General features: G+C 75.5%; 24 protein-coding genes. 4 read left to right on the forward strand and 20 right to left on the reverse strand.

Translation table 11 applies throughout. The features are described 5' to 3' along the window. Positions 1 to 68: 68 nt before the first annotated feature. On the reverse strand, positions 69 to 239 hold the full coding sequence (locus ACI79S_RS04950; protein WP_456592330.1) for a hypothetical protein: 171 nt from the start codon (positions 237 to 239) through the stop codon (positions 69 to 71). A gap of 325 nt (positions 240 to 564) precedes the next feature. Here ACI79S_RS04950 and ACI79S_RS04955 point away from each other — a divergent pair, with 325 nt between their 5' ends. After that, positions 565 to 1953, forward strand: coding sequence for an LCP family protein (locus tag ACI79S_RS04955; RefSeq protein WP_456592331.1), 1389 nt, complete (start codon positions 565 to 567; stop codon positions 1951 to 1953). 31 nt (positions 1954 to 1984) lie between these two features. Here ACI79S_RS04955 and ACI79S_RS04960 read toward each other — a convergent pair whose 3' ends face one another. The 7 genes from ACI79S_RS04960 to ftsY form a co-directional block, all read right to left on the reverse strand. After that, complete coding sequence (locus ACI79S_RS04960) at positions 1985 to 3073, reverse strand: amidohydrolase family protein (RefSeq protein ID WP_456592332.1); 1089 nt, start codon at positions 3071 to 3073, stop codon at positions 1985 to 1987. Beyond that, positions 3070 to 4647 (reverse strand): signal recognition particle protein, encoded by a 1578-nt coding sequence (ffh, locus tag ACI79S_RS04965; protein WP_456592333.1) that lies wholly within the window; start codon positions 4645 to 4647, stop codon positions 3070 to 3072. The genes ACI79S_RS04960 and ffh overlap by 4 nt, the downstream gene beginning before the upstream one ends. Before the next feature lie 78 nt (positions 4648 to 4725). After that, on the reverse strand, positions 4726 to 4917 hold the full coding sequence (locus tag ACI79S_RS04970; protein WP_456592334.1) for a hypothetical protein: 192 nt from the start codon (positions 4915 to 4917) through the stop codon (positions 4726 to 4728). A gap of 83 nt (positions 4918 to 5000) precedes the next feature. Further along, complete coding sequence (locus ACI79S_RS04975; protein WP_456592335.1) at positions 5001 to 7373, reverse strand: [protein-PII] uridylyltransferase; 2373 nt, start codon at positions 7371 to 7373, stop codon at positions 5001 to 5003. Between the two features lie 143 nt (positions 7374 to 7516). After that, positions 7517 to 7855 (reverse strand): P-II family nitrogen regulator, encoded by a 339-nt coding sequence (locus ACI79S_RS04980; protein ID WP_135146504.1) that lies wholly within the window; start codon positions 7853 to 7855, stop codon positions 7517 to 7519. After that, complete coding sequence (locus tag ACI79S_RS04985; protein ID WP_456592336.1) at positions 7852 to 9174, reverse strand: ammonium transporter; 1323 nt, start codon at positions 9172 to 9174, stop codon at positions 7852 to 7854. The genes ACI79S_RS04980 and ACI79S_RS04985 overlap by 4 nt, the downstream gene beginning before the upstream one ends. A 260-nt stretch (positions 9175 to 9434) precedes the next feature. After that, positions 9435 to 10655, reverse strand: coding sequence for a signal recognition particle-docking protein FtsY (gene ftsY / locus ACI79S_RS04990; protein ID WP_456592337.1), 1221 nt, complete (start codon positions 10653 to 10655; stop codon positions 9435 to 9437). Between the two features lie 84 nt (positions 10656 to 10739). Here ftsY and ACI79S_RS04995 point away from each other — a divergent pair, with 84 nt between their 5' ends. The 3 genes from ACI79S_RS04995 to ACI79S_RS05005 are packed head-to-tail and all read left to right on the forward strand — an operon-like array spanning position 10740 to position 14349. Next, a complete protein-coding gene (locus tag ACI79S_RS04995; RefSeq protein ID WP_456592338.1) occupies positions 10740 to 12434 on the forward strand; it encodes an alkaline phosphatase D family protein in 1695 nt (564 codons plus the stop codon). Next, positions 12431 to 13234, forward strand: coding sequence for an endonuclease/exonuclease/phosphatase family protein (locus ACI79S_RS05000; protein ID WP_456592339.1), 804 nt, complete (start codon positions 12431 to 12433; stop codon positions 13232 to 13234). The genes ACI79S_RS04995 and ACI79S_RS05000 overlap by 4 nt, the downstream gene beginning before the upstream one ends. A 29-nt stretch (positions 13235 to 13263) precedes the next feature. Continuing rightward, positions 13264 to 14349: a DUF2332 domain-containing protein gene (locus ACI79S_RS05005; RefSeq protein ID WP_456592340.1), complete on the forward strand. Its 1086-nt coding sequence runs from the start codon at positions 13264 to 13266 to the stop codon at positions 14347 to 14349. Here ACI79S_RS05005 and smc read toward each other — a convergent pair. The 12 genes from smc to ACI79S_RS05065 all read right to left on the reverse strand — a co-directional run bounded on the left by smc (position 14346) and on the right by ACI79S_RS05065 (position 26790). Next, positions 14346 to 17912, reverse strand: coding sequence for a chromosome segregation protein SMC (smc, locus tag ACI79S_RS05010; protein WP_456592341.1), 3567 nt, complete (start codon positions 17910 to 17912; stop codon positions 14346 to 14348). The two genes, ACI79S_RS05005 and smc, sit on opposite strands and share 4 nt — an antisense overlap. Before the next feature lie 96 nt (positions 17913 to 18008). Beyond that, positions 18009 to 18200: a hypothetical protein gene (locus tag ACI79S_RS05015; RefSeq protein ID WP_456592342.1), complete on the reverse strand. Its 192-nt coding sequence runs from the start codon at positions 18198 to 18200 to the stop codon at positions 18009 to 18011. Between the two features lie 149 nt (positions 18201 to 18349). Continuing rightward, entirely contained in the window at positions 18350 to 18619 is a 270-nt protein-coding gene (locus ACI79S_RS05020; protein WP_456592343.1) for an acylphosphatase, read from the reverse strand. Further along, positions 18616 to 19494 (reverse strand): bifunctional DNA-formamidopyrimidine glycosylase/DNA-(apurinic or apyrimidinic site) lyase, encoded by an 879-nt coding sequence (gene mutM / locus ACI79S_RS05025; RefSeq protein WP_456592344.1) that lies wholly within the window; start codon positions 19492 to 19494, stop codon positions 18616 to 18618. Before mutM ends, ACI79S_RS05020 begins: the two co-directional genes overlap by 4 nt. A gap of 4 nt (positions 19495 to 19498) precedes the next feature. Beyond that, positions 19499 to 20278 carry a ribonuclease III gene (gene rnc, locus ACI79S_RS05030; protein ID WP_456592345.1) on the reverse strand — a complete coding sequence of 260 codons (780 nt, stop codon included), beginning with the start codon at positions 20276 to 20278 and terminating at the stop codon, positions 19499 to 19501. Positions 20279 to 20298: 20 nt separating this feature from the next. Then, positions 20299 to 20478 (reverse strand): 50S ribosomal protein L32, encoded by a 180-nt coding sequence (gene rpmF / locus ACI79S_RS05035; RefSeq protein WP_456561099.1) that lies wholly within the window; start codon positions 20476 to 20478, stop codon positions 20299 to 20301. Between the two features lie 2 nt (positions 20479 to 20480). Beyond that, positions 20481 to 21083: a YceD family protein gene (locus tag ACI79S_RS05040; protein WP_456592346.1), complete on the reverse strand. Its 603-nt coding sequence runs from the start codon at positions 21081 to 21083 to the stop codon at positions 20481 to 20483. A 201-nt stretch (positions 21084 to 21284) separates the two neighbouring features. Then, positions 21285 to 21965 carry a hypothetical protein gene (locus ACI79S_RS05045; protein ID WP_456592347.1) on the reverse strand — a complete coding sequence of 227 codons (681 nt, stop codon included), beginning with the start codon at positions 21963 to 21965 and terminating at the stop codon, positions 21285 to 21287. Beyond that, the gene (gene coaD / locus ACI79S_RS05050; protein ID WP_456592348.1) at positions 21962 to 22447 is read right to left on the reverse strand and encodes a pantetheine-phosphate adenylyltransferase; all 486 of its coding nucleotides are present in this window, start codon (positions 22445 to 22447) and stop codon (positions 21962 to 21964) included. Before coaD ends, ACI79S_RS05045 begins: the two co-directional genes overlap by 4 nt. Beyond that, positions 22444 to 22998: a 16S rRNA (guanine(966)-N(2))-methyltransferase RsmD gene (gene rsmD / locus ACI79S_RS05055; RefSeq protein WP_456592349.1), complete on the reverse strand. Its 555-nt coding sequence runs from the start codon at positions 22996 to 22998 to the stop codon at positions 22444 to 22446. Before rsmD ends, coaD begins: the two co-directional genes overlap by 4 nt. Then, the gene (gene recG, locus ACI79S_RS05060; protein ID WP_456592350.1) at positions 22995 to 25181 is read right to left on the reverse strand and encodes an ATP-dependent DNA helicase RecG; all 2187 of its coding nucleotides are present in this window, start codon (positions 25179 to 25181) and stop codon (positions 22995 to 22997) included. Before recG ends, rsmD begins: the two co-directional genes overlap by 4 nt. Before the next feature lies 1 nt (position 25182). Further along, complete coding sequence (locus ACI79S_RS05065; protein WP_456592351.1) at positions 25183 to 26790, reverse strand: DAK2 domain-containing protein; 1608 nt, start codon at positions 26788 to 26790, stop codon at positions 25183 to 25185. Positions 26791 to 26891 lie beyond the last annotated feature (101 nt).

The following is a 26891-nucleotide window of genomic DNA, read 5'->3' on the forward strand; positions in this document are numbered from 1 at the left end:
CTCCCAGGCTGCGGTAGGCCGGCGTCCACGGGACCGGCTTCGCGCGGCCGACGGCCGGGTGGGACCCGTCAGGCGGGTTCGGGCACCCCGCCCGGGTCGCCGCCGGGGTCCTCGGGCGAGGGCTCGACCGGCGCGGGCGGCAGCGTGTCGGGCGTGTCGGGCAGGAGCTCGCCCGGGTCGTCGGGCGCGGGCTCGGTCGGGTCGATCGGGGGGCCCGGTTCCGGGAGTGGCGTGACCATGCGACGAGTCAACCAGCGTCGCCGCCCGGTCGGCACGTCGTGACGGAGCGCCGTCCCCGCCTGCCCGGCTGCCGTGGCCTGCGTCGCAGGCGCCGCCGGTGGGCGCGGCGTGGCTACGATCGAGCAGGTCAGAGGCGCGTCGACACACCCCCGCCGCGGGGCCGACCCGGGAGCGAGGAAGTCAGTGGGCCGAGACCGCCAGCAGGACGATCGTGCCGGCCGTCCGCTCCCCCCGCGGCTCGACCCGCGCGCCGGCGTCCCGCCGCGTTCCCGCGCCGGGGCGAGCTCTGCCGGCCTCCGGGCGCGGGGTGGCCGCCGCCGTCTCGTGGTCGGCAGCCGGATCGTCGCCGGGCTGCTCTCGGTGCTGCTCCTGGCCGGCTCCGGCTGGGGGTGGTACCTCGGTCAGGTCGCCGACGCGACGGTCAACCGGACCGACGCCATCCCCACCGACGGCAACGACGACAGCGGGGACGTCGGCGAGGCGATGAACCTGCTGCTGGTCGGCAACGACAGCCGAAGCGCGCTCACCGAGGAGCAGCTGGCCGAGCTGCAGGCCGGCACCGACTCCGGCATCAACACCGACACGATGATCCTGGTGCACGTCCCCGCCGACGGCTCGCGCGCCTCCTTCGTCTCCTTCCCCCGCGACTCCTGGGTGGAGATCCCCGGCCACGGCATGGACAAGCTCAACGCCGCCTACGCCTACGGCTACGCCGCCGCCGACGACGACGCCGGCGAGAGCGCCCGCCAGGCCGCCGGCGCCCAGCTGCTGGTGCGCACCATCAGCCGGCTGACCGGGCTGCAGATCGACCACTACGCCGAGGTGGACCTGCTCGGCTTCTTCGAGCTCAGCACGGTCGTGGGCGGCGTCGAGGTCAACCTCTGCGAGCCCGTGGACGACCGCGAGTGGTCCGGCGCGTACTTCCCCGCCGGCCCGCAGACGATCAGCGGCGCGGACGCGCTGAAGTTCGTCCGGCAGCGCCACGGGCTGCCCGGGGGCGACTTCGACCGCATCGTCCGCCAGCAGGTGTTCATCGCCGGGGTGCTGCGCAAGATGCTCTCCGAGGACGTGCTGCTCGACCTCGGCAAGCAGCGGGAGCTGGTCCAGGCCGCCGCCGAGTCCCTGACGGTGGACGAGGACCTGAACCTGCTGCAGCTCGCCGAGCAGATGCAGTCGGTCACGACGGGCAGCATCGAGTTCCAGACCGTGCCCAACCTCGGGATCGACCGGGAGGGCAGCGCGTCGATCGTCCGGCTCGCCGACGAGACCACCCTGCGCCAGTTCTTCGCGCAGCTGTCGGCCGAGCCCGAGGAGGCAGCGGCGGAGGGCGCCGACCCGCCGGAGCCCGTCGACCCCGCCGAGGTGGCGGTCGCCGTCTTCAACGGCTCCGGGACCAGCGGGCTGGCGGCCCAGGCGGAGACCCAGCTGGAGGCCGAGGGCTTCTCGGTGGGCTCCACCGGGAACGCGGACTCCTCCGACTACGAGCAGACCGAGATCAGGTACGCCGCCGGCGACGAAGCCCTCGCCGCCACCCTCTCGGCCGAGATCCCGGGCGCCCTCACCCGGGCCGTCGACGACGCCACCCCGGGCACCGTGCAACTGGTCCTCGGCTCGGACTTCAACGGCATCGGCCAGGCGACGGACGTCCCGCCGCAGGTGGCCGAGGCCGAGGAGGACGCCCGCACCGCCGCCGACACCGGCTGCATCAACTGACGCCCGCGCGGGCGCGCGCAACGACCGCCCGTCAGGCGACGACGCGGCCGCGCAGGACGGTTCGTTGCGGTCGCTGCAACGAGTCGAGGTCGGCGCGCGGGTCGGTCTCGTAGACGACGACGTCGGCGCTCGCCCCCTCCTCGATCCCGCGCAGCCCCAGCCACTCCCGCGCCCGCCACGAGCCCGCCGCCAGTGCCGCCTCGGCCGGGATGCCGGCCTGGCACAGCGCCCGGATCTCGTCGGCGATGACCCCGTGGTCGATGCCCCCGCCGGCGTCGGTGCCGGCGAACACCGGGACGCCCGCCTCGTAGGCGGCCCGCACCACCGCACCGGAGTTCGCGTACAGCCGCCGCATCGTGCTGGCGTAGCTGGGGAACTTCTTCTCCCCCGCCGCCGCGAACCCGGGGAAGTTCTCCACGTTCACCAGCGTCGGGACGACGGCGGTGCCGCGGCGGGCCATCTCGCCGATGAGCTCCTCGGTCAGCCCGGTGCCGTGCTCGATGCAGTCGATCCCGGCCTCGATCAGCGCCGGCAGCGCATCGGTGCCGAAGGTGTGCGCGGTGACCCGGGCCCCCTCCTCGTGCGCGGCCGCGATCGCCGCGGCGACGACGTCGGCCGGCCACTCGGGCGCGAGGTCACCGACCGACCGGTCGATCCAGTCGCCGACCAGCTTCACCCAGCCGTCGCCCCGGCGGGCCTGGATCCGCGTCTGCTCCACCAGGTCGTCGGGCTCGATCTCGATGCCGAGGCCCGGGATGTACCGGCGGGTGCGGGCGATGTGCCGCCCGGCCCGGATGATCGTCGGCAGCTCCGGGTCGCCGTCCAGCTCCCGGGTGTCGACCGGCGAGCCGCAGTCGCGCAGCGCCAGCACCCCGGCGTCCCGCTCGACCAGCGCCTGGGTGCGGGCGTGGGCGAGGTCCTCGACGTGCCCACCGCCGCGGGCGATGCCGACGTGGCAGTGCGCGTCGACCAGCCCGGGCAGCAGCCAGCCGCCGCGGCTGACCGTCTCCGCGCCCGGTACCGGCTCGAAGGTGAACCGCCCGTCGCGCACCCAGACGTCGCGGTGCTCCCCCTCGGGCAGCACCACACCGGACAGGTGCAGCGACGGCAGCGTGCTCACCGGCCGGGCCGCTCGTCCTTGAACTGGTCGAAGTTCAGCTTGGTGAGGTCGGGCAGCCCCTGCCCCGGGGGCAGCCCCGGCATCCCGGCACCGCCGAAGGGGTTGGCCCCGCCGGGGAAGCCCGCGCCGGGCGGGAGACCGGGAGCGCCCACCGGCCGCCGGGCCGGGCCACCCTTGCCCTTGCCCTTCTTCCCCTTGCCCTTCTTCGACTGCGCCTGCATCTGCCGTCCGCGGGCCTTCTTCGACATCGGGCCCATACCGGGCAGCCCCATGCTGCCGGCCATCTGGCCCATCATCTTCTGGGCCTGGGCGAACCGCTCCAGCAGGCCGTTGACCTCGGTGACGGTCACGCCCGAGCCGTTGGCGATGCGCACCCGGCGGGACGAGTTGATGATCTTCGAGTTGACCCGCTCCTCGGGCGTCATCGACTGGATGATCGCCGCCGTGCGGTCGAGGTCGCGGTCGTCGACCTGCTTGAGCTGTTCCTTCATCTGCCCCGCGCCCGGGAGCATGCCGAGCAGGTTGGCGATGGGCCCCATCTTGCGGATCGCCATCATCTGCTCGAGGAAGTCCTCGAGGGTGAAGCCCTCGCGGGAGGCCAGCTTGCCCGCCATCCGTTCGGCCTGCTCGGCGTCGAACGTCCGCTCGGCCTGCTCGATCAGCGTGAGCATGTCGCCCATGCCGAGGATGCGCGAGGCCATCCGCTCGGGGTGGAAGACGTCGAAGTCGCTGAGCTTCTCGCCGGTGGAGGCGAACATGATCGGCTGGCCGGTCACGTACCGGACCGACAGCGCGGCACCACCGCGGGCGTCGCCGTCGAGCTTGGTCAGGACGACGCCGCTGAAGCCGACGCCCTCCTGGAACGCCTGCGCGGTCGTGACGGCGTCCTGGCCGATCATCGCGTCGACCACGAACAGCGTCTCGTCCGGCCGCACGGCGTCGCGGATGTCGGCCGCCTGCTGCATCAGCTCGGCGTCGATGCCCAACCGGCCGGCGGTGTCGACGACGACGACGTCGTGCATGGTGCGGCGGGCGTGCTCGATCGAGTCGCGGGCCACCTGCACCGGGTCGCCGACCCCGTTGCCCGGCTCCGGCGCGAAGACGTCGACCCCGGCCTGACCGGCCACGATCGACAGCTGGTTCACCGCGTTCGGGCGCTGCAGGTCGGCGGCCACCAGCAGCGGCGTGTGCCCCTGCGACTTCAGCCAGCGCCCCAGCTTGCCGGCGAGGGTCGTCTTACCGGCACCCTGCAGACCGGCCAGCATGATCACCGTCGGCGACTGCTTGGCCAGCCGGATGCGTCGGGTCTCGCCGCCGAGGATCTGGATGAGCTCCTCGTTGACGATCTTGACGACCTGCTGCGCCGGGTTCAGCGCCTGGGAGACCTCCGCGCCCCGGGCGCGCTCCTTGACCGCGCCGATGAACGCCCGCACCGCGGGCAGCGCGACGTCGGCCTCCAGCAGCGCGATGCGGATCTCGCGCGCGGTCGAGTCGATGTCCGCGTCGGACAGCCGGCCCTTGCCGCGCAGGCCGGTGAACACCTTGTCCAGGCGGTCGGAGAGGGTCTCGAACACAGCACGTCCTCAGCAGTCACGGGCGCGGGCTCGCCGCGCCACCTGTCTCCCAGCGTATCGAGGGAGCGCCGGGGGCGTTCAGGCCGCGCGGGCGGAGCCGACCTCGATGCGCGGTACGGCCGTCTGACCGGTGACGATCGCGGTGCCGCAGTCGGCGCACGCCCACTCGGGGCACTCGCCGCCGTCCTCGGTGTGCCCGTCCACGCAGGGCGGCTGCACGAACTCACGGTCGTCCGCGCAGGACGGGCAGGGCCAGTGGCGGCTCTCCACGAATCGGCTCCTCTCGGCAGATGGGACCGGTCCTTCCCGATCCACCTCGACCGTCGCACGGACCTCCGACAGAACCGGGTAGCTCAGGACGGCGTGTTGGGCCCGATCGCCGCGGCCGGGGCCCGGGTGGCCGCGATCAGGGCCGCGTCCACCCGTTGCCGCTGCTCCGGGTCCACCGGGGAGCCGGCGGGATCGGCCACGTAGAAGCAGTCCACCGCGTCCCCGCCGAGCGTCTCGATCCGGGCCGACGTGACGTCCAGCCCCTCGGCCGCGATCGCCGCGGTCAGCCGGTACAGCAGCCCCGCCCGGTCCCCCGCACGCACCTCCACGATCCCGGTCGCCCGGCCGCTGACCTCGTGGTTGTGCCAGGAGATCCGTGGTGGCGCGGAGCGGGTCTCCTGGTGGTAGTCGACCTCCCGCTGCCGCAGCCGCTCGGGCAGCGAGAGCGTGCCCTCCAGGGCTGCGCGCACGCCGTCGGCGAGGATCTCCGGCACCGGCGCCCGCCCGAACCGGGGGCGCACCGCGAACACGCCGGTGCCGTAGCCGTCGGCCACGGTCATCTTCGCGGCCCGCACGTCGAGCTGGTTCAGCGCGAGCACGCCGGCGCAGGTGCTGAGCAGCCCCGGCCGGTCCGGGGCCCCGATCGTCACCTGCTGGCCGTCGGCCACCTCCTCGATGCCGACCGTCACGCCCCGCGTCGCGCCCGGGATGCCCGGCGCGAGCACGGTCACCTGCGCCCGCGTGGCCGGGTGCAGCACCGGCTCCGGCTCGCTCAGCGGCGCGCCCCCGAGCTGCGCCTGCACCCGGGCCACCAGCGCCGCGACCAGGTGCGCCTTCCACGGCGACCACGCCGACGCGCTGGTGGCCGCGCCGTCGGCCTGCGCCAGCGCGTGCAGCAGGTGCAGCACCGAGGCGTCGCGGCCGATGGTGTCGGCCACCCGCTCGACCGTCGCCGGGTCGTCGATGTCGCGCCGGGTCGCCGTCACCGGGAGGAGGAGGTGGTGGCGCACGAGCGTGCCGAGCGTGGCGACGTCGGCCTCGGCGAAGCCCATCCGCGCACCCATGGCGGCGGCGACCGGCTCACCCACCTCGCTGTGGTCACCCGGCCAGCCCTTGCCGATGTCGTGCAGCAGCGAGGCGACCAGCAGCAGGTCGGGCCGGTCGACGTCACGGGTCAGCTCGGCCGCCGCGGCCGCGGCCTCGATCAGGTGCCGGTCGACGGTGAAGCGGTGCCAGGGGTGGCGCTGCGGCAGCGACCGGATGCGGTCCCACTCCGGCAGCAGGCGGGCGAACAGGCCCTCCTGGTCCAGCTGCTCCAGCACCGGCACGGCGGACCGGCCGCTGGCCAGCAGCCGGAGGAAGGACCACCGGACCTCCGCCGGCCAGGGCTCCGGCACCGGCGGGCTGTGCACCGCGAGCACCTTGAGCGTGTACGGCGACAGGAGCAGGTCGGCCCGGGCGGCGGCCGCCGCGGCCCGCAGGAGCAGCCCGGGATCGGCGGCGGGGCGGGCGTCCCGGGCGAGCACCACCTCGTCGCCCTGCCGGACGACGCCGTCGGCCAGCGGCTCCCGCCGCACCCGGCGATAGCGGCCCCGCGGACGGCGGACCAGGCCGGCCTCCACCCGGCGCCACGTCTCGTCGGCGACGAACGCCAGCCGCCGTCCGGCCAGGCTCACCTCGCGCAGCAGCACGTCCTCGTCGGCCAGGCCGAGCGCGGCGGCCACCGCCCGCTGCTCCTGGCGCACGAGGACGTCGGCGGCCCGTCCGGACCGCCGGCGCAGCTCGTCACGCACGTCGAGCAGGAACGCGTAGGCCTGCTCGACCTCCGCGGCGGGCTCGTCGGCGAGCTGGGCGGCGGCCGCCGCGCGCAGCACCTGCCCCTCGCGCAGCCCGCCGTAGGCCTCCTTCAGGTCGGGTTCGAGCAGGAAGGCGAGCTCGCCGAGCCGGCGGCCGCGCTCACGCCGCAGATCGCGCAGCTGCGGCAGGAGGCGTGAGGCATGCTGCCGCCAGCTGGCCAGGGTCGCCGTCCGCAGCCGGGCGGCCAGCCCGGCGTCGCCGGCCACCAGCCGGGCGTCGAGCAGCCCGAGCCCGGCCTTCACGTCGGTGGAGGCGACGGCGACCGCCTCGGAGACCGAGCGCACCGAGTGGTCCAGCCGCAGGCCGGCGTCCCATACCGGGTACCAGAGGGCGTCGGCGAGGGCGGCGACCTCGGGCCGGTCCTCGTGCACGAGGACCAGGTCCAGATCGCCGTGCGGCGGGGGCTCCCGGCGGCCGAGGCTGCCGACGGCGACCAGCGCCACGCCGTCGGTGCCGGTCCGGGGCGGCGACCCCCCGCGGCGGGTGTGCGGCGGCGGGGTGCCGGCCACGGCGTCGTCCAGCAGCCCGGCGAGCCACCCGTCCAGGGCCGCCACGCGCTCGGCGCGGCTCAGGCCCGGCAGCGCCTCGGTGTCCAGCACGGCTCTCCCTCGGTACGGCCCGGATGGAAGGCGTCGGCCGGGGGGCAGGCGATCCCACCACCCCGGCCGACGGAAGAAGGACCCCCTGCTCCCCGCAGCTCGCACGCTCGCCGCGGGCCCCTGCAGGGGGCCGGGGCCCTCAGCTACAGGGCGTCGTCGCCGCGCTCCCCGGTGCGGACCCGGACGACCTCGTCGATCGTCGTCACCCACACCTTCCCGTCGCCGATCTGGCCGGTGGAGGCCGCCTCGACGACGGCGTCCACGACCCGGGCGGCGTCCAGCTCGCTGACGACCACCTCGATGCGGACCTTCGGCACGAAGTCCACCTGGTACTCGGCGCCGCGGTAGACCTCGGTGTGACCCCGCTGGCGGCCGAAGCCCTGGACCTCGCTGACGGTGAGCCCGGCGATGCCGATCAGCTCGAGGGCGTTCTTGACGTCGTCGAGCTTGAACGGCTTGACGATCGCGGTGACCAGCTTCATGCCCTGATCCCTTCCGTGTTCCGGGCCTCGGCGCGCGCCTGGCCGGCCATTGGGGCGGTGGAACCGCTGCTGCCGAGGGAGGCGAGGTCGTAGCCCGACTCGGCGTGCACGACGGTGTCGATGCCGGTGACCTCGTCGTCCTCGGTGAGGCGGAAGCCCATCGTCTTCTGGATGACGAATCCGATGACCAGCGTAAGGACGAAGGAGAAGACCAGGACGGCCACCGCCCCGACGACCTGCCGCCAGAGCTGGTCGACGCTGCCGCCGTAGAAGAGGCTCTCCACGCCGGCGGGGGCGTCGGGGTCGGCGAAGAAGCCGATGGCGATGGTGCCCCACAGGCCGCCGACCAGGTGGACGCCGACGACGTCGAGCGAGTCGTCGTAGCCGAGCTTGTACTTCAGGCCCACCGCCAGGGCGCAGAGCGCACCGGCGATCGCGCCGATGACGATCGCGCCGATCGGCGAGACCGCCGAGCACGCCGGCGTGATGGCGACCAGACCGGCGACCACACCGGAGGCGGCGCCCAGGGACGTGGAGTGCCCGTCCCGCATCTTCTCGACCAGCAGCCAGCCGAGGATCGCCGCACCCGTGGCGACGAGGGTATTGACCCAGACCACCGAGGCGGTGTTGTCGGCGGCCAGCGCGGAGCCGGCGTTGAAGCCGAACCAGCCGAACCACAGCAGCCCGGCGCCGATCATGACCAGCGGCAGGTTGTGCGGCCGCATGGCGTCCCGGCCGAAGCCGCGCCGCTTGCCCAGCACCAGCGCCAGCGCCAGGCCCGCCGCACCGGCGTTGATGTGCACCGCGGTGCCGCCGGCGAAGTCGATCGCGGCCAGGTCGTTGGCGATCCAGCCGCCGACCACGTCGTCACCGTCGAAGGCGAAGACCCAGTGCGCCACCGGGAAGTAGACGATGGTCGCCCAGATGCCGGCGAAGACCATCCAGGCACCGAACTTGGCGCGGTCGGCGATCGCACCGGAGATCAGCGCGACGGTGATGATGGCGAAGACGGACTGGAAGCCGACGAAGGCCATCGTCGGGAGCGCGGCGTCGGTGTCCTCCATCAGGCCGTCGAGCCCGAAGTACTCGAAGGGGCTGCCGAGGAGGCCCCCGCCGATGTCGTCCCCGAACGCGATCGAGTAGCCCCAGAGCACCCAGAGCACGCTGATCAGCGCCAGGGCCCCGAAGCTCATCATCATCATGTTGAGGACGCTCTTCGCGCGGACCATGCCGCCGTAGAACAGTGCGAGGCCTGGGGTCATCAGCAGCACGAGCGACGCACTGGTGAGGATCCAGGCGGTATTGCCGGTGTCGAGCACGGCAACCTCCTGTGTCGGGTCGTCGGCCGGGCGGCCGTATCGGTGAGCTCGCGACCTCCGTGCGAGGAGGGCGACGCGGCGTTCACCGTGCCGGGCCCGTGTTTCCGGCGACGTCGGCGCCACGTTTCGGGGTCGTGAACTCCGCGACGCGTGTCCCGGCCCCGCGTTGCGGGCGTGTTGCGCCGACCCGACCGTGTGACCCGTCGCACCCTCAGGGGGCGCGCGAACCCCTCCGGCTGCTCACCAGGCCCGCCCCGGGGTCACCCCTCGCCGACGAGGCCCTCGGCGAACGCCCTCGGCTCGAACGGCGCCAGGTCGTCGGGGCCCTCGCCGAGCCCGATCAGCTTCACCGGGATGCCCAGCTCCTGCTGCACCCGCACGACGATGCCGCCCTTCGCAGTGCCGTCGAGCTTGGTGAGCACCACGCCGGTGACCTCGACCGCCTCGGTGAACACCCGGGCCTGCACGACGCCGTTCTGCCCCGTGGTGGCGTCGAGCACCAGCAGCACCTCGGTGACCGGCGACTGCTTCTCCACGACCCGCTTCACCTTGCCCAGCTCGTCCATCAGCCCGGACTTCGTGTGCAGCCGCCCGGCGGTGTCGACCACGACGGTGTCCACCTCGGCCTCCATGCCGGTGCGCACCGCCTCGAAGGCGACGGCGGCGGGGTCGCCGCCCTCGCGGCCGCGGACGGTGAGCACGCCCACCCGCTCGCCCCACGTCTCCAGCTGGTCGGCGGCCGCGGCCCGGAAGGTGTCGGCCGCACCGAGGACGACGCTCTTGCCGTCACCGACCAGCACGCGCGCGAGCTTGCCGACCGTGGTCGTCTTCCCGGCGCCGTTGACCCCCACGACCAGCACCACGCCGGGCCGGCCCTCGTGCCGGGCGGTGCCGAGCGTCCGGTCGAGGTCCGGGCCCAGCACCGCGGTGAGGTTGTCGACCAGGAGCTCGCGGAGCTCGGCCCCGGAGGCGGTGGCCAGCACCATCGACTGGGTGCGCAGCCGCTCGACGATCTGGGTCGTGGCCGCGACGCCGACGTCGGCGGCCAGCAGGGTCTCCTCGATCTCCTCCCAGTCGTCCTCGGTCAGCTTCTCGCGGGCCAGCACGGTGAGCAGGCCCCGCCCCAGCGAGGACTGCGAGCGGGCCAGCCGCGAGCGCAGCCGCACCAGCCGTCCCGCCGAGGGCGCCGGGGTCTCGAACACCAGCCCCGGCTCGGGCTCGGCCGGGGGCAGCTCCACGGCCGGCGGAGCCTCGGGGACCACCGCGTCGGGCTGGTCCTGCAGGCCCAGCCCCGACGCGGTGGCACCGGTCGGCCGAGGCTGGTCGACCGGCGGAGCGGGGGGCCGGGGGCGGGTCAGCGTCGTGCCGCTGGCGGCGTCGTCGTCGAGCCGCGTCGTCCGCCGCCCACGGCCGACGAGCAGGCTGACCCCGGCGATGAGGGCGACCAGCAGGATCGCGATCGCGATCAGCACGAATTCCATGCCCCGAGTCTTCCAGCCGCCGCCCGGCCGGCACCTCCGGGACACCGGGTGCCCGCACCTGGGGACGTAGGCCAGGCTGTCCCCATGCCGCCCTCCGTTCCCAGCGCCCCCGCCCTCGTGCTGGGCCCCCTCCTGCGGCACGTCGACCCCGTCTCCGCCACCGTCTGGGTCGAGACGGACCGGCCGTGCGAGGTCGACGTGCTGGGGCGGCGGGCCCGCACCTTCGCGGTGAGCGGCCACCACTTCGCGCTGGTGCTGGTGGAGGGGCTCGCGCCCGGCAGCACCACGCCCTACGAGGTGCGGCTCGACGACGTCGTCGTCTGGCCACCGGTGGAGAGCGGCTTCCCGCCCAGCCGCATCCGCACCCCCGGGCGGCCCGGCCCCTTCCGCCTCGCGTTCGGGTCCTGCCGGTACGCCAGCGCCCGGACGGTGGAGGACTCCGAGGGCATCCCGCCCGACGCCCTCGACCTCTACGCCCGGCAGCTCGCCGCCCGGCCGGAGGACGAGTGGCCCGACGCGCTCGTCCTGCTCGGCGACCAGGTCTACGCCGACGAGCTCACGAAGCGCACCCGCGGCTGGCTGGCCCGCCACCGGGAGCGGGCGCAGCTCCGCCGGGCGCCGCGCGCGCAGGTCGCGGACTTCGAGGAGTACACGCAGCTCTACGTGGAGTCGTGGCGGGACCCGGAGGTGCGCTGGCTGCTCTCCACGATCCCGTCCTCGATGATCTTCGACGACCACGAGATGATCGACGACTGGAACACCTCGGCCGCCTGGCGGCGGACGATGCACGCGAAGGACTGGTGGCGCGGCCGGATCACCGGCGGCCTGATCAGCTACTGGGTCTACCAGCACCTGGGCAACCTCAGCCCGCAGGAGCTGGCCGAGAACAAGGTGTGGCGCGCGGTCCAGGACCTCGCCGACGCCTCCGCGGACGCCCCCGTCGACGCGGAGCCGATCCTGCGGGCGATGGCCGTCCGCGCCGACGAGGACCCCACGAGCGTGCGCTGGAGCTTCGTGCGGCACTGGGGCGACGCCCGGCTGGTCATGGTCGACAGCCGCGCCGGGCGGGTGCTGGAGGAGGGCCGCCGGCGCATGCTCGACGACGACGAGTTCGACTGGGTCGAGGCGGCGATGCGGCAGGCCTCCGCCGACGGCGTGCAGCACGTGGTGATCGGCACGTCGCTGCCGTGGCTGCTCCCCCACGCCGTCGACTCGCTCGAGCGGTGGAACGCCACCCTGAACCTGCGCCACCACGGTCGGCTGCGGGGCCGGCTCGCCGAGCTGGTGCGCCAGCTGGCCGACCTCGAGCACTGGGCGGCCTTCGGGCACTCCTTCGACCGGCTCGGCCGGGCCGTGCTCTCGGTGGCCCGGGGTGAGCACGGGCCGGCCCCGGCGACCACCCTGGTGCTCTCCGGCGACGTGCACCACGCCTACTCGGCGGAGGTCGTGACACCGGCGGGGCTGACCTCGCGCGTGCACCAGCTCACCGTCTCGCCGCTGCACAACCAGGCGCCGCACCCCATCAAGGTCGCCTTCCGGATCGGCTGGAGCCGGCGCGCCCGGCGGTTCACCGAGCGGCTGGCCCGCTGGGTCGGCGCCGAGCCCGCGGGCCTGGAGTGGCAGAAGCAGGCCGGCCCGTACTTCGGCAACCAGATCGGTGAGCTGGTCCTCCACGGCCCGGAGGCCCGCTTCGTCCTCTCCGTGAGCGAGCGGGGCTCCGCCGCGCTGAGCGAGGTCGCCGACATGCAGCTGTCCGAGCCTGAGAGGGTGGCGAGGTGACGAAGCCGGCCCCCGGTCCCGACCAGCCGCCGATCCCGGTCCGCCTGGTCACGTTCAACACCCACCACGGCGTGGGTGCCGACGCGCGCCACGACCTGCCCCGGCTGGCCTCGCTGCTGGCCTCGGTCGACGCCGACGTCATCTGCCTGCAGGAGGTCGACCGCCACTTCGGGCCGCGCAGCGAGGAGGTCGACCAGGCGCTGCTGCTCTCCCGGGCGCTGGACATGCAGCTGGCCTGGGGCCCGGCGATCGACGAGCAGCGACCCGGTGACCAGCCGCCCCGGCAGTACGGCAATGCCCTGCTGTCGCGGTTGCCGATCCTGATCAGCGACGTCCACCCCCTGCCCGGCAGCGGCGAGCCGCGCAGCGCGCTGCGGACCATGGTGGAGCTCGACGGGGGCGCGCTGTGGGTCACCGCGACGCACCTCACCACCCGGTCGGCCGAGGAGCGCGCGGCGCAGGTGACCGCGCTGGCCGGGCTGCACACCGAGTCGATGGACACCGGCGTCCTGGTCGGCGACTTCAACGCCGCACCCGACGCCCCGGAGCTGGACGCGCTGCGTCAGCGGTTCACCGACGCCTGGCGGCTGGCCCGGGCCCGCGACGACCAGGGCGCCGGGTGGCGGTTCTGGCAGGCCGACGCCGGCCACACCCATCCGGCGCGGTCGCCGCACCGGCGCATCGACCAGGTCTGGGTCTCGCCGGGGATCGCCGTCGCCGGGGCCCACGTGCTCGATGCCGACGGCGCCTCGGACCACCTGCCGGTCGTCGTCGACCTGGAGGTCCGCTCCGGGGTCTGAGCGGGCCGGGCGCGGCTAGCATCCGCGAGATGCCGGGGCCGACAGCGGAGACCGCCGGGCGGGGCCGCACGCTCGCCCAGGTGTACCGGCGCTTCGGTGCGGAGGCAGCCAGGACGTCACCGCTGCAGTCGCGCGTCGCCGTGGCGCTGAGCGGGTCCGCCGCCGCGTCGCGCGCCCTCGAGGCCGCGCCGGCACGGGCCCGGCGCCCCGAGGCGGTCCTCGCCGCGTTGCACGACCTCGCTCTCGCCGGGCGCGCCCCCGCGCTCGCTGCGGCCCACGCCACCGGGGACGGCGACGCCGCCGCAGCCGCAGCGCTCGACACGCTGCTGCGGAGGACCGACGAGGTCGTGGCCCTCGCTGGACGCCGGCGGCCGCGCACCGACGGCACCGGCGCCTGCACCGTCCTCCACCCGGCCGTCGCCGAGGCGGCGCACCGGGCGGGCGCCGAGGTGGTCGGGCTGGTCGACGTCGACTGCGCGGCGGGGCTCCGGCTCGCCGTCGACCGCGTCGGCATCACCTACGGCGCCGGGCCACCGCTGGGCGACCCGGCGTCCCCCGTGCAGCTGTCCTGCTCGGTCGTGGGTGACCGGCCCGTCCCGACCCGGCCCGTACCCGGGGTCGTCGCCCGGATCGGCATCGACCCCGATCCGCTCGACGTGACCGACGCGGACGACGCCCGGTGGCTGCGCGCCTGCCTGCCGCCGGACGACGCGGAGCGGCGCGCGCGGCTCGACGCGGAGCTGGCACTGGCCGTGGCGGCCCCACCGGTGCTGCTGCGGGGCGACGCCGTCGAGCTGCTGCCCGACGCCGTCGCCCGGGTGCCCGCGGAGGCGCTGCCCGTGGTCGTCACGGCGTGGGCGCTGTCGCGCCTCCCGCCCGAGAGCCGCCTGCGCTTCCTGCACCGCCTCGACGAGGTGGCGGCCCACCGGCCGGTCGCGTGGGTGTCGGCGGAGGGCGTCGGTGTCGCACCGGCGGTGCCGACGCTCGGCGACCGCCGCGCCTCCGGCCACAGCATCCTCGGCCTGGCGCTGCTCGACGGGCCGTCGCTGCGGGTGGAGGCCGTCGGCCGCTGCTGGTCGCGTGGCCGGTTGCTGGCCTGGCTGGCCGGCACCTAGGCGGTCTCGAGCTCCCGCAGCCGCTGGCTGATGACGCCGGTGATCCCGTCGCCGCGCATGCTCACGCCGTAGAGCGCGTCGGCGATCTCCATCGTCCGCTTCTGGTGCGTGATGATGATCAGCTGCGACGTCGACCGCAGCTGCTCCACCAGCACGAGCAGCCGGCCCAGGTTGACGTCGTCCAGCGCCGCCTCGACCTCGTCGAGCACGTAGAACGGCGACGGCCGCGCCCGGAAGATCGCCACGAGCAGCGCGACCGCCGTCAGCGACCGCTCCCCGCCCGACAGGAGCGACAGCCGCTTGACCTTCTTGCCCGGTGGCCGGGCCTCCACCTCGACGCCGGTGGTCAGCATGTTCTCCGGGTCGGTGAGCACCAGCCGGCCCGAGCCCCCCGGGAAGAGGGTGGCGAAGACCTGCTCGAACTCCCGCGCGACGTCGGCGAACGCTGCGGCGAAGACGTCGTGGATGCGCCCGTCGACCTCGCGGACGACGGTGAGCAGGTCCCTGCGGGTGGTCTTGAGGTCCTCCAGCTGGGTGGCGAGGAAGGTGTGCCGCTCCTCCAGCGCCGCGAACTCCTCCAGCGCCAGCGGGTTGACCTTGCCCAGCGTGGCGAGATCGCGCTCGGCGCGGGCCACCCGCCGTTCCTGGACGGCGCGCTCGTAGGGCACCGGGTCGGGTGCCGGCTCCCCCGCCGACTCCGCCTCGGCCACCTGCTGCGGCGACGGCGGCACCGGCGCGGCCGGCCCGTACTCGCCCAGGAGGGTGGGCAGGTCGACGCCGAACTCCTCGGCTGCCCGGGTCTCCAGCGTCTCGATGCGGTAGCGCTGCTCGGTCCGCGCCACCTCGTCGCGGTGCACCTCGTCGGTGAGCCGGTCGAGCTCCGCGGTGGCCGCGCGCACCCGGCTGCGGACCTCCAGGAGCTCGGCCTCGGCGCCGCTGCGCGAGGACGCGAGCGCGTCGCGTTCGGCTGCGGCGCGGACCAGGGAGCGCTCGAGCGCCGTGAGCGCGGCCTCGGCGTCGGTGCGCACCGCCGCGGCGACGGCCGCGCCGCGCTGCCGCGCCGCCCGTTCGGCCGCGGCCCGCTCGCGGGCGGCCCGCTCCTGCCGGGCCTGCCGGCGCAGGGACTCCGCCCGGCCCTGCAGAGCCCGCGCCCGCTCCTCGGCGGTGCGGACGGCGAGGCGGGCCTCCGTCTCGGCCTGCCGGGCGGCGGCCACCTCGGCGCGCAGGCGGTCCCGCTCCTCGGTGGGCGGCTCCTCCTCGACGGGCGCCGCCTCCGCCGCGGCCAGCTGCTCCGCCAACCGGGTCAGCGTCTCCTGGGCCTGCTCCAGCGCCTGCTCCGCCCGCACGCGGGCGGCCAGCGAGCGCTCGGCCTCCGATTCCGCCGACCGCGCCGCGGCACCGAGCTCGGCCAGCGCCGCCGCCTCCGCGGAGCGGGTGCGGTCGGCGGTCTGGCGGGCGGCGAGCGCCTCCTCGACGGCGGCGGACCGCGCCTGCGCCTCCTGCCTCGCGGCGGCCAGCTGCTCGGCGAGCTCGGCGGCCCGGGCCGACGCGGCGGTCAGCTCGGTGCCCGCCTCCTCGACGCGGCGCCGCAGCTCCAGGTTGGAGGGCGCATCGGCCTGCCCGCCGAGCGCCCAGTCGGCGCCGAGGAGGCTCCCGGTCGCGGTGACCGCACGCACCCGGGGGTGGGTGCGCACCAGGGCGACGGCGGCGTCCAGGTCGGCGACCAGCGCCACCCGCTCCAGCGCCCGGGCCAGCGCCGGGCGCAGCGCCTCGGGGGCCTGCACGGCGTCCAGCGCCCACCGGGCCCCTCCCGGGAGCTCCGGCCAGCCGTCCCGCGGGACCGGCGGCAGGCCCCCGGTCACGAACAGGCCGGCGCGCCCGCCGTCGGTGCGGGTGAGGTGGTCCAGGACCGCGGCGGCCTCGGCCACCCCGGCGACGACGACGGCCTCGGCCATGCCGCCCAGGGCGGCCGCGACGGCCACCTCGTCGCCGGGGGCGACGGTGAGCTGCTCGGTCACCGGGCCGACGACACCGGGCAGGCCGGCGCCGAGCACCGCGGCGGCGCCGTCGGCGGGGGTGAGCCCGAGGGCGAGCGCGTCGCGGCGGGCCTGCCAGGACGCCCGGTCCCGTTCGGCGGCGCGCTCGGCCTCGGCCAGCTCGGTCACCCGGCGGGCCGCGGCGGCGTGCGCGGCGACGGCGTCCTCGTGCGCGGCGACGAGGGCGAGGTCGGTGTCCTCCTGCTCGGCGACCTGACCCCGCCGGGCGGCCAGCCGGTCGGCGGCGGCCTCGGCGCGGTCGGCGGCCTCGCGGGCGGCGACGGTGAGCCGCTCGATCTCCGCCTCCCCGGCGTGCACGCGGGAGCGCGCCGCGGCGACCTGACCGGAGAGCCGGGCCAGGCCCTCCCGGCGGTCGGCGAGCGCGCGGGCGGCAGCGACCCAGGCCTTCTCGGCGGCGGCCAGCGCCGCTTCCAGCTCCGCCCGGCCCGCCACCACGGCCGAGAGGCGCTCGCGCGCGGCGGCCAGGCCGGCCGCCAGCTCCGTCTCGGTGGCCGCGACCCGGTCGGCCTCGGCGTCCAGCTGGTCGGGGTCGCGCCCGGTCGCGGCGGAGGGGGCGGCGGCCGAGAGGTGCCGGTGCCGCTCGGCAGCCAGCTGGGCGACGCTGCGGAACCGCTCCCCCAGGGCCGAGAGCCGGTACCAGGTGTCGGAGGCCGCCTGCAGGCGCGGCGCGCTCGCCGCCAGGCCGCTCTCCAGCTCCGCCTCGCGCCGGGAGACGACGGAGAGCTCGCGCTCGACGACGGCCCGCCGCTCGCGGGCCGCGGTCTCGTCGGCCACGTCGCGGTCGAGGGCGTCGCGCAGCTGCACCAGGTCGTCGGCGAGCAGCCGCAGGCGCGCGTCGCGGAGGTCGGCCTGCACCCCCGCGGCGCGGCGGGCGACCTCGGCCTGCCGGCCCAGCGGCTTGAGCTGGCGGCGCAGCTCGGCGGTCAGGTCGGCCAGCCGGTCGAGGTTGGCCTGCATGCCGTCGAGCTTCCGCAGCGCCTTCTCCTTGCGCTTGCGGTGCTTCAGGACGCCGGCGGCCTCCTCGACGAAGGCGCGACGGTCCTCGGGGCGGCCGGAGAGGACGGCGTCGAGCTGGCCCTGGCCGACGATGACGTGCATCTCGCGTCCGATGCCGGAGTCGCTGAGCAGCTCCTGGACGTCGAGCAACCGCACCTTGTCGCCGTTGATCTCGTACTCGCTCTCACCGGAGCGGTACATGCGGCGGGTGATCGACACCTCGGTGTACTCGATCGGGAGCGCGCCGTCGGAGTTGTCGATGGTGAGCGTCACCTCCGCGCGGCCCAGCGCCGGCCGCCCCGCGGTGCCGGCGAAGATGACGTCCTCCATCTTGCCGCCGCGCAGGCTCTTGGCCCCCTGCTCGCCGAGGACCCAGGAGATGGCGTCCACGACGTTGGACTTGCCCGACCCGTTCGGGCCGACGACGGCGGTGATGCCGGGCTCCAGCCGCAGCGTGGTGGCGGACGCGAAGGACTTGAAGCCCTTGAGCGTCAGGCTGGAGAGGTGCACGGGACGTGGACTCTAGCCCGGTCGCCGCGCGGGCGGGTGCGGCGCGAGGCCGGTGGTGCGCCTGTGACGGATCAGGTCGTGAGCTGGGAGGACGGGCTACGCGAGCGCGGGCTCGGCGGTGTCGCCGGTCATCGAGAGCAGCTCGTGCGCGATGGCGGCGTCCCGCTGGGCACGCAGCTCGGCGAGCTCCTGCTCCAGCCGCCGCACCCGGGCCCGCAGGGCTGCGTTCTCCTCGAACACCCGGAGCTCCGCAGGGGTGACGACCGAACCGAACAGGGCCTTGGCCATGGCTGTGACGGCCTTTCGAGAGCGAGAGGGGGTGACCGGCGCCCCGGTATACGGTCGGCGCGGGCTGGATGCTCCCAGGGTGACACCACCGTCGACGCCGGTCAACGGCGACGGGGCGGGGACCCCGTATCGGGGGGATGTCGCCTTCGTCACGCCGTGGTGAAGCCCGACAGCCCCTGCACCGTCCCGGTGCGCACGTCGACGTCGGTCACCCGCCCCGGGGCGTCCGGACCGTCGAGGGCGGCGACGAGGTCGCGCACAGCCTGCTCGGGGCCCTCGGCGACGACCTCGACCCGGCCGTCGGGCAGGTTCCGCGCGACCCCGGCGAGGCCGGCCTCGCGCGCCAGGCCGCGCACGAACCAGCGGTAACCGACGCCCTGCACGCGGCCGGAGACCAGCGCCTCGACCCGGACGGTCACGCCCGCCGCGCTCTCGGCCGGGGCTGGCACGCCGGGCAGCTGTAGCTCGACCGGTTCATGAACGACTCGCGGCGGATCGGCGTGCCGCAGCGGGGGCACGGCCGGTCCTCCTGACCGTAGACGGCGAGGAACCGGCTGAAGTAGCCGCTCTGCCCGTTGACGTCGACGTACAGCGAGTCGAACGAGGTGCCGCCCTGGGCGAGGGCCTCGCCGAGCACGTCCCGCACGCCGTCGAGCAGATCGGCCACCTGCGCCCGGGTGAGCCGGTCGGTCGGCCGGGCGCCGTGCAGGCGGGCTCGCCACAGCGCCTCGTCGGCGTAGATGTTGCCCACCCCGCCGATGAGCGTCTGGTCCAGCAGGGCGCGCTTGACCTCGGTGCGGCGCCGGCGCAGCGCGGCGGTGAACGCGTCGACGTCGAAGGATGGGTCGAGCGGGTCGATCGCGATGTGCGCCAGCCGCGACGGCACCCCGCCCTCCTCGGGAACGTCCTCCACCGCCAGCCCCCCGAAGGTGCGCTGGTCGACGAAGCGCAGCTCGCGCCCCCGGTCGGTGAAGGTGAAGCGGGCCCGCAGGTGGGTCTCGTCGGGGGCGGACGGCTTCTCGACGAGCAGCTGGCCGCTCATGCCGAGGTGACCGACGAGCGCCTGCCCCGTCGGTGCCCCGCCGGCCTCGGCCAGCGGCAGCCACAGGTACTTGCCGCGGCGGTGGGCAGCGGTGAGGGTGCGCCCGGTGACCGCCGCCACGAAGTGGTCGGCGCCCTCCAGGTGACGGCGGACGGCCCGGGGGTGGTGCACCTCCACGGTGGCCACGGTGCGCCCGGCCACCCACTGCTCCAGCCCCCGGCGCACGACCTCCACCTCGGGCAGCTCGGGCACGGGGCTACTCCTCCGACAGCGAGCGCCAGGCGGCCTCGGCGGCCTCCTGCTCGGCGGCCTTCTTGGTGCGGCCGACGCCGGTCCCCCGCACGATGCCGGCGAGCAGCACCTCGGCCCGGAACGTCTTGGCGTGGTCGGGCCCGTCGTCGTCCACCTTGTAGACGGGCGCCCCCAGCCCCTGCGCCGCGCCGAGCTCCTGCAGGCTGGTCTTCCAGTCGAGGCCGGCGCCACGCGTGGCCGCCTCGACCAGCAACGGGTCGAACAGCCGGTGCACGACGGCGGACGCGGTGTCCAGCCCGCAGCCCAGGTGCACCGCGCCGATGAGGGCCTCCATGGCGTCGGCGAGGATCGAGTCCTTCTCGCGGCCGCCGGTGGTCTCCTCGCCCCGGCCGAGCAGCAGGTGCGGGCCGAGCCCGCCGTCGCCCAGGCGCCGGGCGACCCGGGCCAGCGACGTCATGTTGACCACCGAGGCGCGCAGCTTGGCCAGCTGCCCTTCGGGGAGGTCGGGCTGGCTGCGGTACAGCTCGTCGGTGACGACGAGCCCGAGCACCGAGTCGCCGAGGAACTCCAGGCGCTCGTTGGTCGGCAGGCCACCGTTCTCGTAGGCGAACGACCGGTGGGTCAACGCCAGCGGCAGCAGCCCACCCGGCAGCGCGACGCCGAGCGCGTCGAACAGCCAGGTGGCGGCGCGCTCCGCGTGCTCCGCGCCGCCCGGAGGCGCCGCGGGGACGCGACCGTCGACGGCATCCCCGTCAGGATGCCGCTCGGCGGCCGTCGTCCCCATGGCGGTGCGGGTGCGGGAGGTCAGACCGACAGGACCTGGCGGCCGTCGTACTGCCCGCAGGTCGGGCACGCCTGGTGCGGGGGCTTGAGCTCGCCGCAGGCGCGGTTCGGGCACGGCGACAGGGTCGGCGCGCTGGCCTTCCACTGCGACCGGCGCATGCGGGTGTTGGCACGCGACATCTTCCGCTTCGGAACGGCCACGATCAGTTCTCCTCTGGGGTGGTGGAATCGCCGGGGGTGCCCGGCGAGGAAGCAGTGGTGCCGAACTTCGCCGCGAGGCCCGCCCAGCGGGCGTCGACGACCTCGTGAGCGTGATCGGCGGGCAGATCGTCCAGGCGCTGACCGCAGTCGACGCACAAGCCGGAGCAGTCCTCGGTGCAGACCGGGGCCAGCGGGAGGCTCAGGACGACGACGTCGCGGGCGAGCGGCTCCAGGTCGAGGAAGTCGCCCTCGATCCGGCGGACCTCGTCCTCCTCGCTCGTCGCCTCGGTGGTGCTGCCCGAGTAGGCGTACAGCTCCTGGACGTCGAGGCGGAGGACGTCCTCGATCGGCTCCAGGCAGCGCGCGCAGGAGCCCGCGACCGGGACCGAGAACTCGCCGGTGACCAGCACGCCCTCCATGACCGACTCCAGCCGCAGGTGCAGGTGGACGTCGGCGGCCTCGGGCACGCCGAGCAGCTCGACCCGCCAGTCACCGGGGGCGGGCGCGGTCCGGTCCAGCTCCTGCATCGACCCCGCCCGCCGGCCCAGCTCGCGGAGGTCGACCTTCCAGGGGTTGGCCGAGGGACGCCGGTCCTCGTGAGGCACGGCGCCGGAGCGGTTCGGCGAAGCAGCAGGCATGTCGGTACTCGCGGTCGGGAGCAGGGGAGGGTGGACGGCCGGGCGCGAAGCCGACGGCCGGACCAGGGATCGAGACTACCCGATCCCGTGCCGGCGCTTCCGAAGGCGGGAGCGGCCCCCTTCAGGATCCCGCCGTGAGCCTGCGAACGGCGGGGGAAGGGGGTCCTTCTAGGCGTCCCGCAGGGTGCTGCGGGCCTTGTCCACCGAGCGCAGCATCCGCTCCAGCGTCCCGCCGAACTCGGCCAGCCGACTGTCGACGTACTCGTCGACCTCCGCACGCATGCGCGCCACGTCGGCGGCGGTCTGTGCACCCAGTTCGTCGGCGCGCGAGACGGCCGTGCGGTAGACCTCGGTCTCGGTCATCAGCCGTTCGTGCTCGGCGTGGGCCTCGGCGATGAGGGCGGCCCGGTGCTGCTGACCCTCGGCGACCAGCGCCTCGGCCTCGGCTTCGGCCTCCAGCAGGATCTGCTCGGCGTCGGCCTGGGCCTGGGCCAGCAGCTCGTCGCGCTGCCGCCGGGCCGTGCCGACGATCTCGTCGCGCTGCCGCTTGGCCTGGGCGAGGAGCTGCTCGCTGTCCGCACGGGTCCGGCCGGTGAGCCGCTCGGCCTCGGCCTGCGCCTGCTGCAGGATCTCGGTCCGCTGCTCGACGATCGCGCCGGCGGCCTGCACGTCCTCCGGCAGCGACTCGCGCAGGTCGTCGAGCAGGTCGAGCACGTGGTCGCGGGGCACCATGCACGAGCTCGACATCGGCACGCTGCGGGCGTTCTCGATGACCGTGGTCAGCTCGTCCACGGTCTCGTAGAGGCGGTAGACCACCTCGGTGGTGTGGCCGCGCCCGGGCCGGGTCACGAGCGCGCCTCGCGGGCCCGCTCGCGCAGCCGGTCGTCGACGGCCTTGGGCACCAGCCGGGAGACGTCCCCGCCGAAGGTGGCGATCTGCTTGACCAGGCTGGAGGAGAGGTGGCCGACCTGCGGGGCGGTCGGCACGAACAACGTCTCGATGGCGGCCAGCTCGCGGTTCATCTGCGCCATCTGCAGCTCGTACTCGAAGTCGCTCACCGCCCGCAGCCCCTTGACGATGACCGGGATGTCGTGGCTGCGGCAGTAGTCGACGAGCAGGCCCTGGAAGCTGTCCACCCGCACGTTGGGCAGGTCGGCGACGGCATCGCGGAGCAGCTCCATGCGCTCGTCGACGGAGAACAGCCCCGCCTTGCCCGGGTTCACCAGCACCGCCACGACCAGTTCGTCGTAGAGGCCGGCGGCCCGGTAGATGACGTCGACGTGCCCGTTGGTGACCGGATCGAAGGAACCTGGGCAGACGGCACGCCTCACGGACGCCGACCGTACCGGAGCACGGCCTCGCCGTAGCGCCGCTCGCGCAGACCTTCCAGGGGTGTCGGCCACTCCCACGCCCGTTCCCGGCTGGACCGCTCGACCACGACGACGCCGCCGGGCGCCAGCCACTCTCCCGCCACCAGGGCCCGGAGCACCTCGTGGACCTCCTCGGTCGGCGTGGCGTAGGGCGGGTCGGCGAGCACGACGTCGAAGACCTGCGGGGCCGGGCCGGCGACGACGGTGGGGACGGAGCCCGCCACCACCCGCCCCCCGGGCAGTCCGATCGCCGCCAGGTTGGCCCGCAGAACGGGGAGCACCTTCGGGCCGGACTCGACGAACACCACGGTCGCCGCCCCGCGGGAGAGCGCCTCCAGGCCCAGGGCACCGGAACCGGCGTAGAGGTCCAGCACCGCGGCCCCCTCGAGGTCGACCAGCGTGCCGAGGGAGTTGAACAGCGCCCCGCGGGCCTTGTCCCCGGTCGGGCGGACCCCCGCCGGCGGCACCTGCAGACGCCGGCCACCGGCGAGCCCCGCGATCAGCCTCGTCACGCCTTCTCCAACCACTCGGCGCGCTCGTCGCTGGCCAGGGCGGCGACCTCGGCGGCGAGACCGGGGTGGTCGGCCAGCCCTCGCTCGGTGGACAGCAGGGCGGTCGCCTCGGCCCGCGCCTCGGCGATGAGCTCCTCGTCCTCCAGGAGCGAGAGCAGCTTGATGCCCGACCGCCGGCCGGACTGGGCGGCGCCGAGGACGTCACCCTCCCGCCTGGTCTCCAGGTCCAGCCGGGCCAGCTCGAAACCGTCGGAGGTCGAGGCGACCGCCGTCAGCCGCTGCCCCGTCGGCGACGACGTCGGGGCCTCGCTGACCAGCAGGCACAGCCCGGCGTGCTGCCCCCGGGCCACCCGGCCGCGCAACTGGTGCAGCTGGCTGACGCCGAACCGGTCGGCGTCCATCACCACCATGACGGTGGCGTTCGGCACGTCGACGCCGACCTCGATGACGGTGGTGGCCACGAGCACGTCGAGCTCCCCCGCGGCGAACGCGCGCATGACGCCGTCCTTCTCCTCGGGGGTCATCCGCCCGTGCAGGACGGCGAGGCGCAGCCCGGCCAGCGGGCCGGCGCGCAGCGCCTCGGCGACGTCGAGGACGGCCAGCGGGGGTCGGCGGTCGCTGCGGGCGTCGTCGTCGGGCGGCGCGCCGTCGGCGTCCTCCGGCTCGTCCCCGGGCAGGTCGCCGATGCGGGGGCAGACCACGTAGGCCTGCCGGCCGGCGGCGACCTCCTCGCGGAGCCGCTCCCAGGCCCGGTCGAGCCAGCCGGGCTTCTCCACGACCGGGACGACGGAGCTGGCGACGCCCCCCCGGCCGCTGGGCAGCTGCCGGAGGGTGGAGGTCTCCAGGTCCCCGTAGACGGTCATCGCCACGGTCCGCGGGATCGGCGTGGCGGTCATGACCAGCACGTGCGGGGGCCGGCTCCCCTTGGCCCGCAGCGCGTCCCGCTGCTCGACGCCGAAGCGGTGCTGCTCGTCGACGACGACCAGCCCGAGGTCGGCGAACTCGACGCCCTCCTGCAGCAGGGCGTGGGTGCCGACGACGATGCCGGCCCGCCCCTCGGCGACCTCGGCGCGGGCCTCGCGGCGGGCGGCGGCCTTGAGCGAGCCGGTGAGCAGGGTGACGCGGGTGCCGGCGGGGTCGCCGTCGAGCTCACCCGCGCGGCCCAGCGGCCCGAGGAGGGCGCGGATGCCGCGGGCGTGCTGGGCGGCGAGCACCTCCGTCGGCGCGAGCAGGGCGGCCTGGCCGCCGGCGTCGACGACCTGGGCCATGGCGCGCAGGGCGACCACGGTCTTGCCCGACCCGACCTCCCCCTGCAGGAGCCGGTGCATGGGCTGGTCCCGGTCCAGCTCGGCGGCCAGCTCCTCCCCCACCGCCCGCTGGCCCTCGGTCAGGGCGAAGGGCAGCGCGGCGTCGACCGCGTCGAGCAGCCCCCCGGGCGTGCGCGGCCGCGCCGTGCCCGGCTCCAGCGCGGCGGCCCGGCGGCGGGCGGCGAGCGTGAGCTGGAGGGTGAGCGCCTCGTCCCACTTCAGCCGGCGCTCGGCGCGCTCGACGTCCCGGCTGGTGGTGGGGCGGTGGATGTCGAGCAGCGCCGCCGGCAGCGACAGCAGGCCGTGCCGGGTGCGGATCTCCTCCGGGAGCGGGTCGGTGACCAGGTCGGCGAGGTTGCCCGCGCCGCCGAGCAGCAGCTTCACCGACTTCTGGATGACCCAGCTGGAGACGTCCTTGCTCGCCGGGTAGATCGGCACCAGCTCGCGCGCCCAGTCGTCGTCGTCATCGTCGCCGCTGAGCAGGTGCATGTCGGGGTGGGTGAACTGCAGCTTGCCCTGGTAGCTGCCCACGGTGCCGGCGAACATCCCCCACACCCCGGGCGCCAGGCGAGCGTGCTTGTGGCTGAAGAAGACGAGCTTCATCGTGCTGGCGCCGTCGCCGACGGTGACCTCGGTGATCGTGCCGCGCCGCTGCCGCATGGGCCGGGTGCTGACGGTCCTCACCTGGGCGAGCACCGTCACCCGGTCGCCGGGCTGGAGGTCGTCGAGGCGGGCCATCTCCCCGCGCCGGGCGTAGCGGCGGGGGTAGTGCCGCAGCAGGTGGCGCACCGTGTGCAGGCCCAGCTGCTCGGCCATGCCGGTGGCGGTCTTGGGCCCGAGCACCCGCGCCAGCGGCGTCTCCAGGGTCACCGCCACGTCACTCGACCCCGATCTGCAACGGGATCGAGCTGGGGCCCCCGCCGTAGCGGACCACCTCGACGGTGGGGTGCACCGTCGCGAGGTGGTGGCAGACCTCGTCGCCGAGCGCCTCGTCGGGGCCGACGACGAGGGTGGCCATCTCCCCGCCCGCCGAGAGCAACCGGTCGAGCAGGTCGCAGGCGACGGCGGCGAGCTCCGCGCCGATCACGACGACGTCCCCCTCGGCGGAGCCGAGCACGTCCCCCGGATGGCAGCGACCGGCGGAGGTCAGCGCCTCCTGGTCGGCGACGGTGAGCTCGGCCCAGCGGGTCGCCGCCGCGGCCTCGGCCATGGTGATGACGTCGTCGCCGAAGCGCTGCTGCGGATCGGCGACCGCCACGGCGGCCAGACCCTGCACCGGGGAGCGCGTGGGCACCACGCCGACCTCGCGCCCGGCCTCCCGCGCCCGGGCGGCCGCGCGGGCGGCGACGGCGTGCAGGCCTTCGTCGTTCGGGAGCACCACCACCTCCTGGGCGGCGGCGGCGACGATCTCCTCGTACAGGTCGTCCTCGGTGATCCCCCCGATGTCGCAGACGACGACGCGGACACCCTCGGCGCGGAAGAGCTCGGCCAGGCCGTCGCTGTGCACCGCCGCGACGGCCGTGCGCAGGCCCGGCACCGGCGCGGCCGGAGGCACCGGCGCCAGCGGGGTGACCGTGATGCGGTGCGGGCGGCCGGCCTCGATGCCGGCCTCGATGGCGGCACCGACGTCGCTGACGTGCACGTGCACGTTCCACTCGCGGCCGGTCGGCGTGTCCACGCCGACGACGACGAGGCTGTCGCCGAGCTCGGCGAGGCGCGCGTGCAGCCGGGCGACCGCCGTCTCGTCGGCGTCCGCGAGGAGGTACTGCACCTCGCTGCCCGGCCCGGGCGGCGGCTGGTGCGGGGCGTGCTCGGCGCCGTGCCGGTGGGGCCGGGAGCCGTCGCGGCGGGCCAGCGCCGGGCGGACCGGATGCACTCCGGTGACCGTGCGCACGAGGGCGTCCAGGACGATCGACAGCCCGGCTCCGCCGGCGTCGACGACCCCGGCCTCGCGCAGCACGGCGAGCTGGCCGGGGGTCCCATCCAGGGCGAGCCGGGCACCGTCGGCCGCGGCCACGACGACGTCGGCCAGCGCCGCGCGCCCGTCGTCGACGGCCGCCACGGCCGCCTCCCCGGCGGCCCGGGCGACGGTGAGGAAGGTGCCCTCCTCGGGGTCGGCGACGGCGGTGTAGGCGCTCTCGGCGGCCTTGTGCAGCGCGGCGGCGAAGGCCGGGCCGTCGGCCGGGGGCTCACCGGCGAGGTGGTCGGCCAGCCCGCGCAGCAGCTGGGCCAGGATGGTGCCGGAGTTGCCGCGGGCGGCCAGGACCGCGCCGCGGGCCACGACCGCCCAGCTGGACTCGCCCGGGGCCGCCGCGTCCAGCGCCGCCCGCGCGCCCTCGGCGGTGTGCAGGAGGTTGGTGCCGGTGTCCCCGTCGGGCACGGGGAAGACGTTGAGGTCGTCGAGCCGCGCCCGGGAGTCGGACAGCGCCTCGACCGCGGCCCGGCACCACTGACCGACCGCGGCGTCGTCCAGCGCCGTCAGCACGCGAGGAGGTTACCCACCCGGCCCGACAGCGCCCGGGCGCTGCGGGCCGCGGCAGTGCCGGTGGCAGGCATCTCCGGAGGGGGCTGCGACATCCCGCCCGG

Source organism: Blastococcus sp. SYSU DS1024, assembly GCF_054050795.1.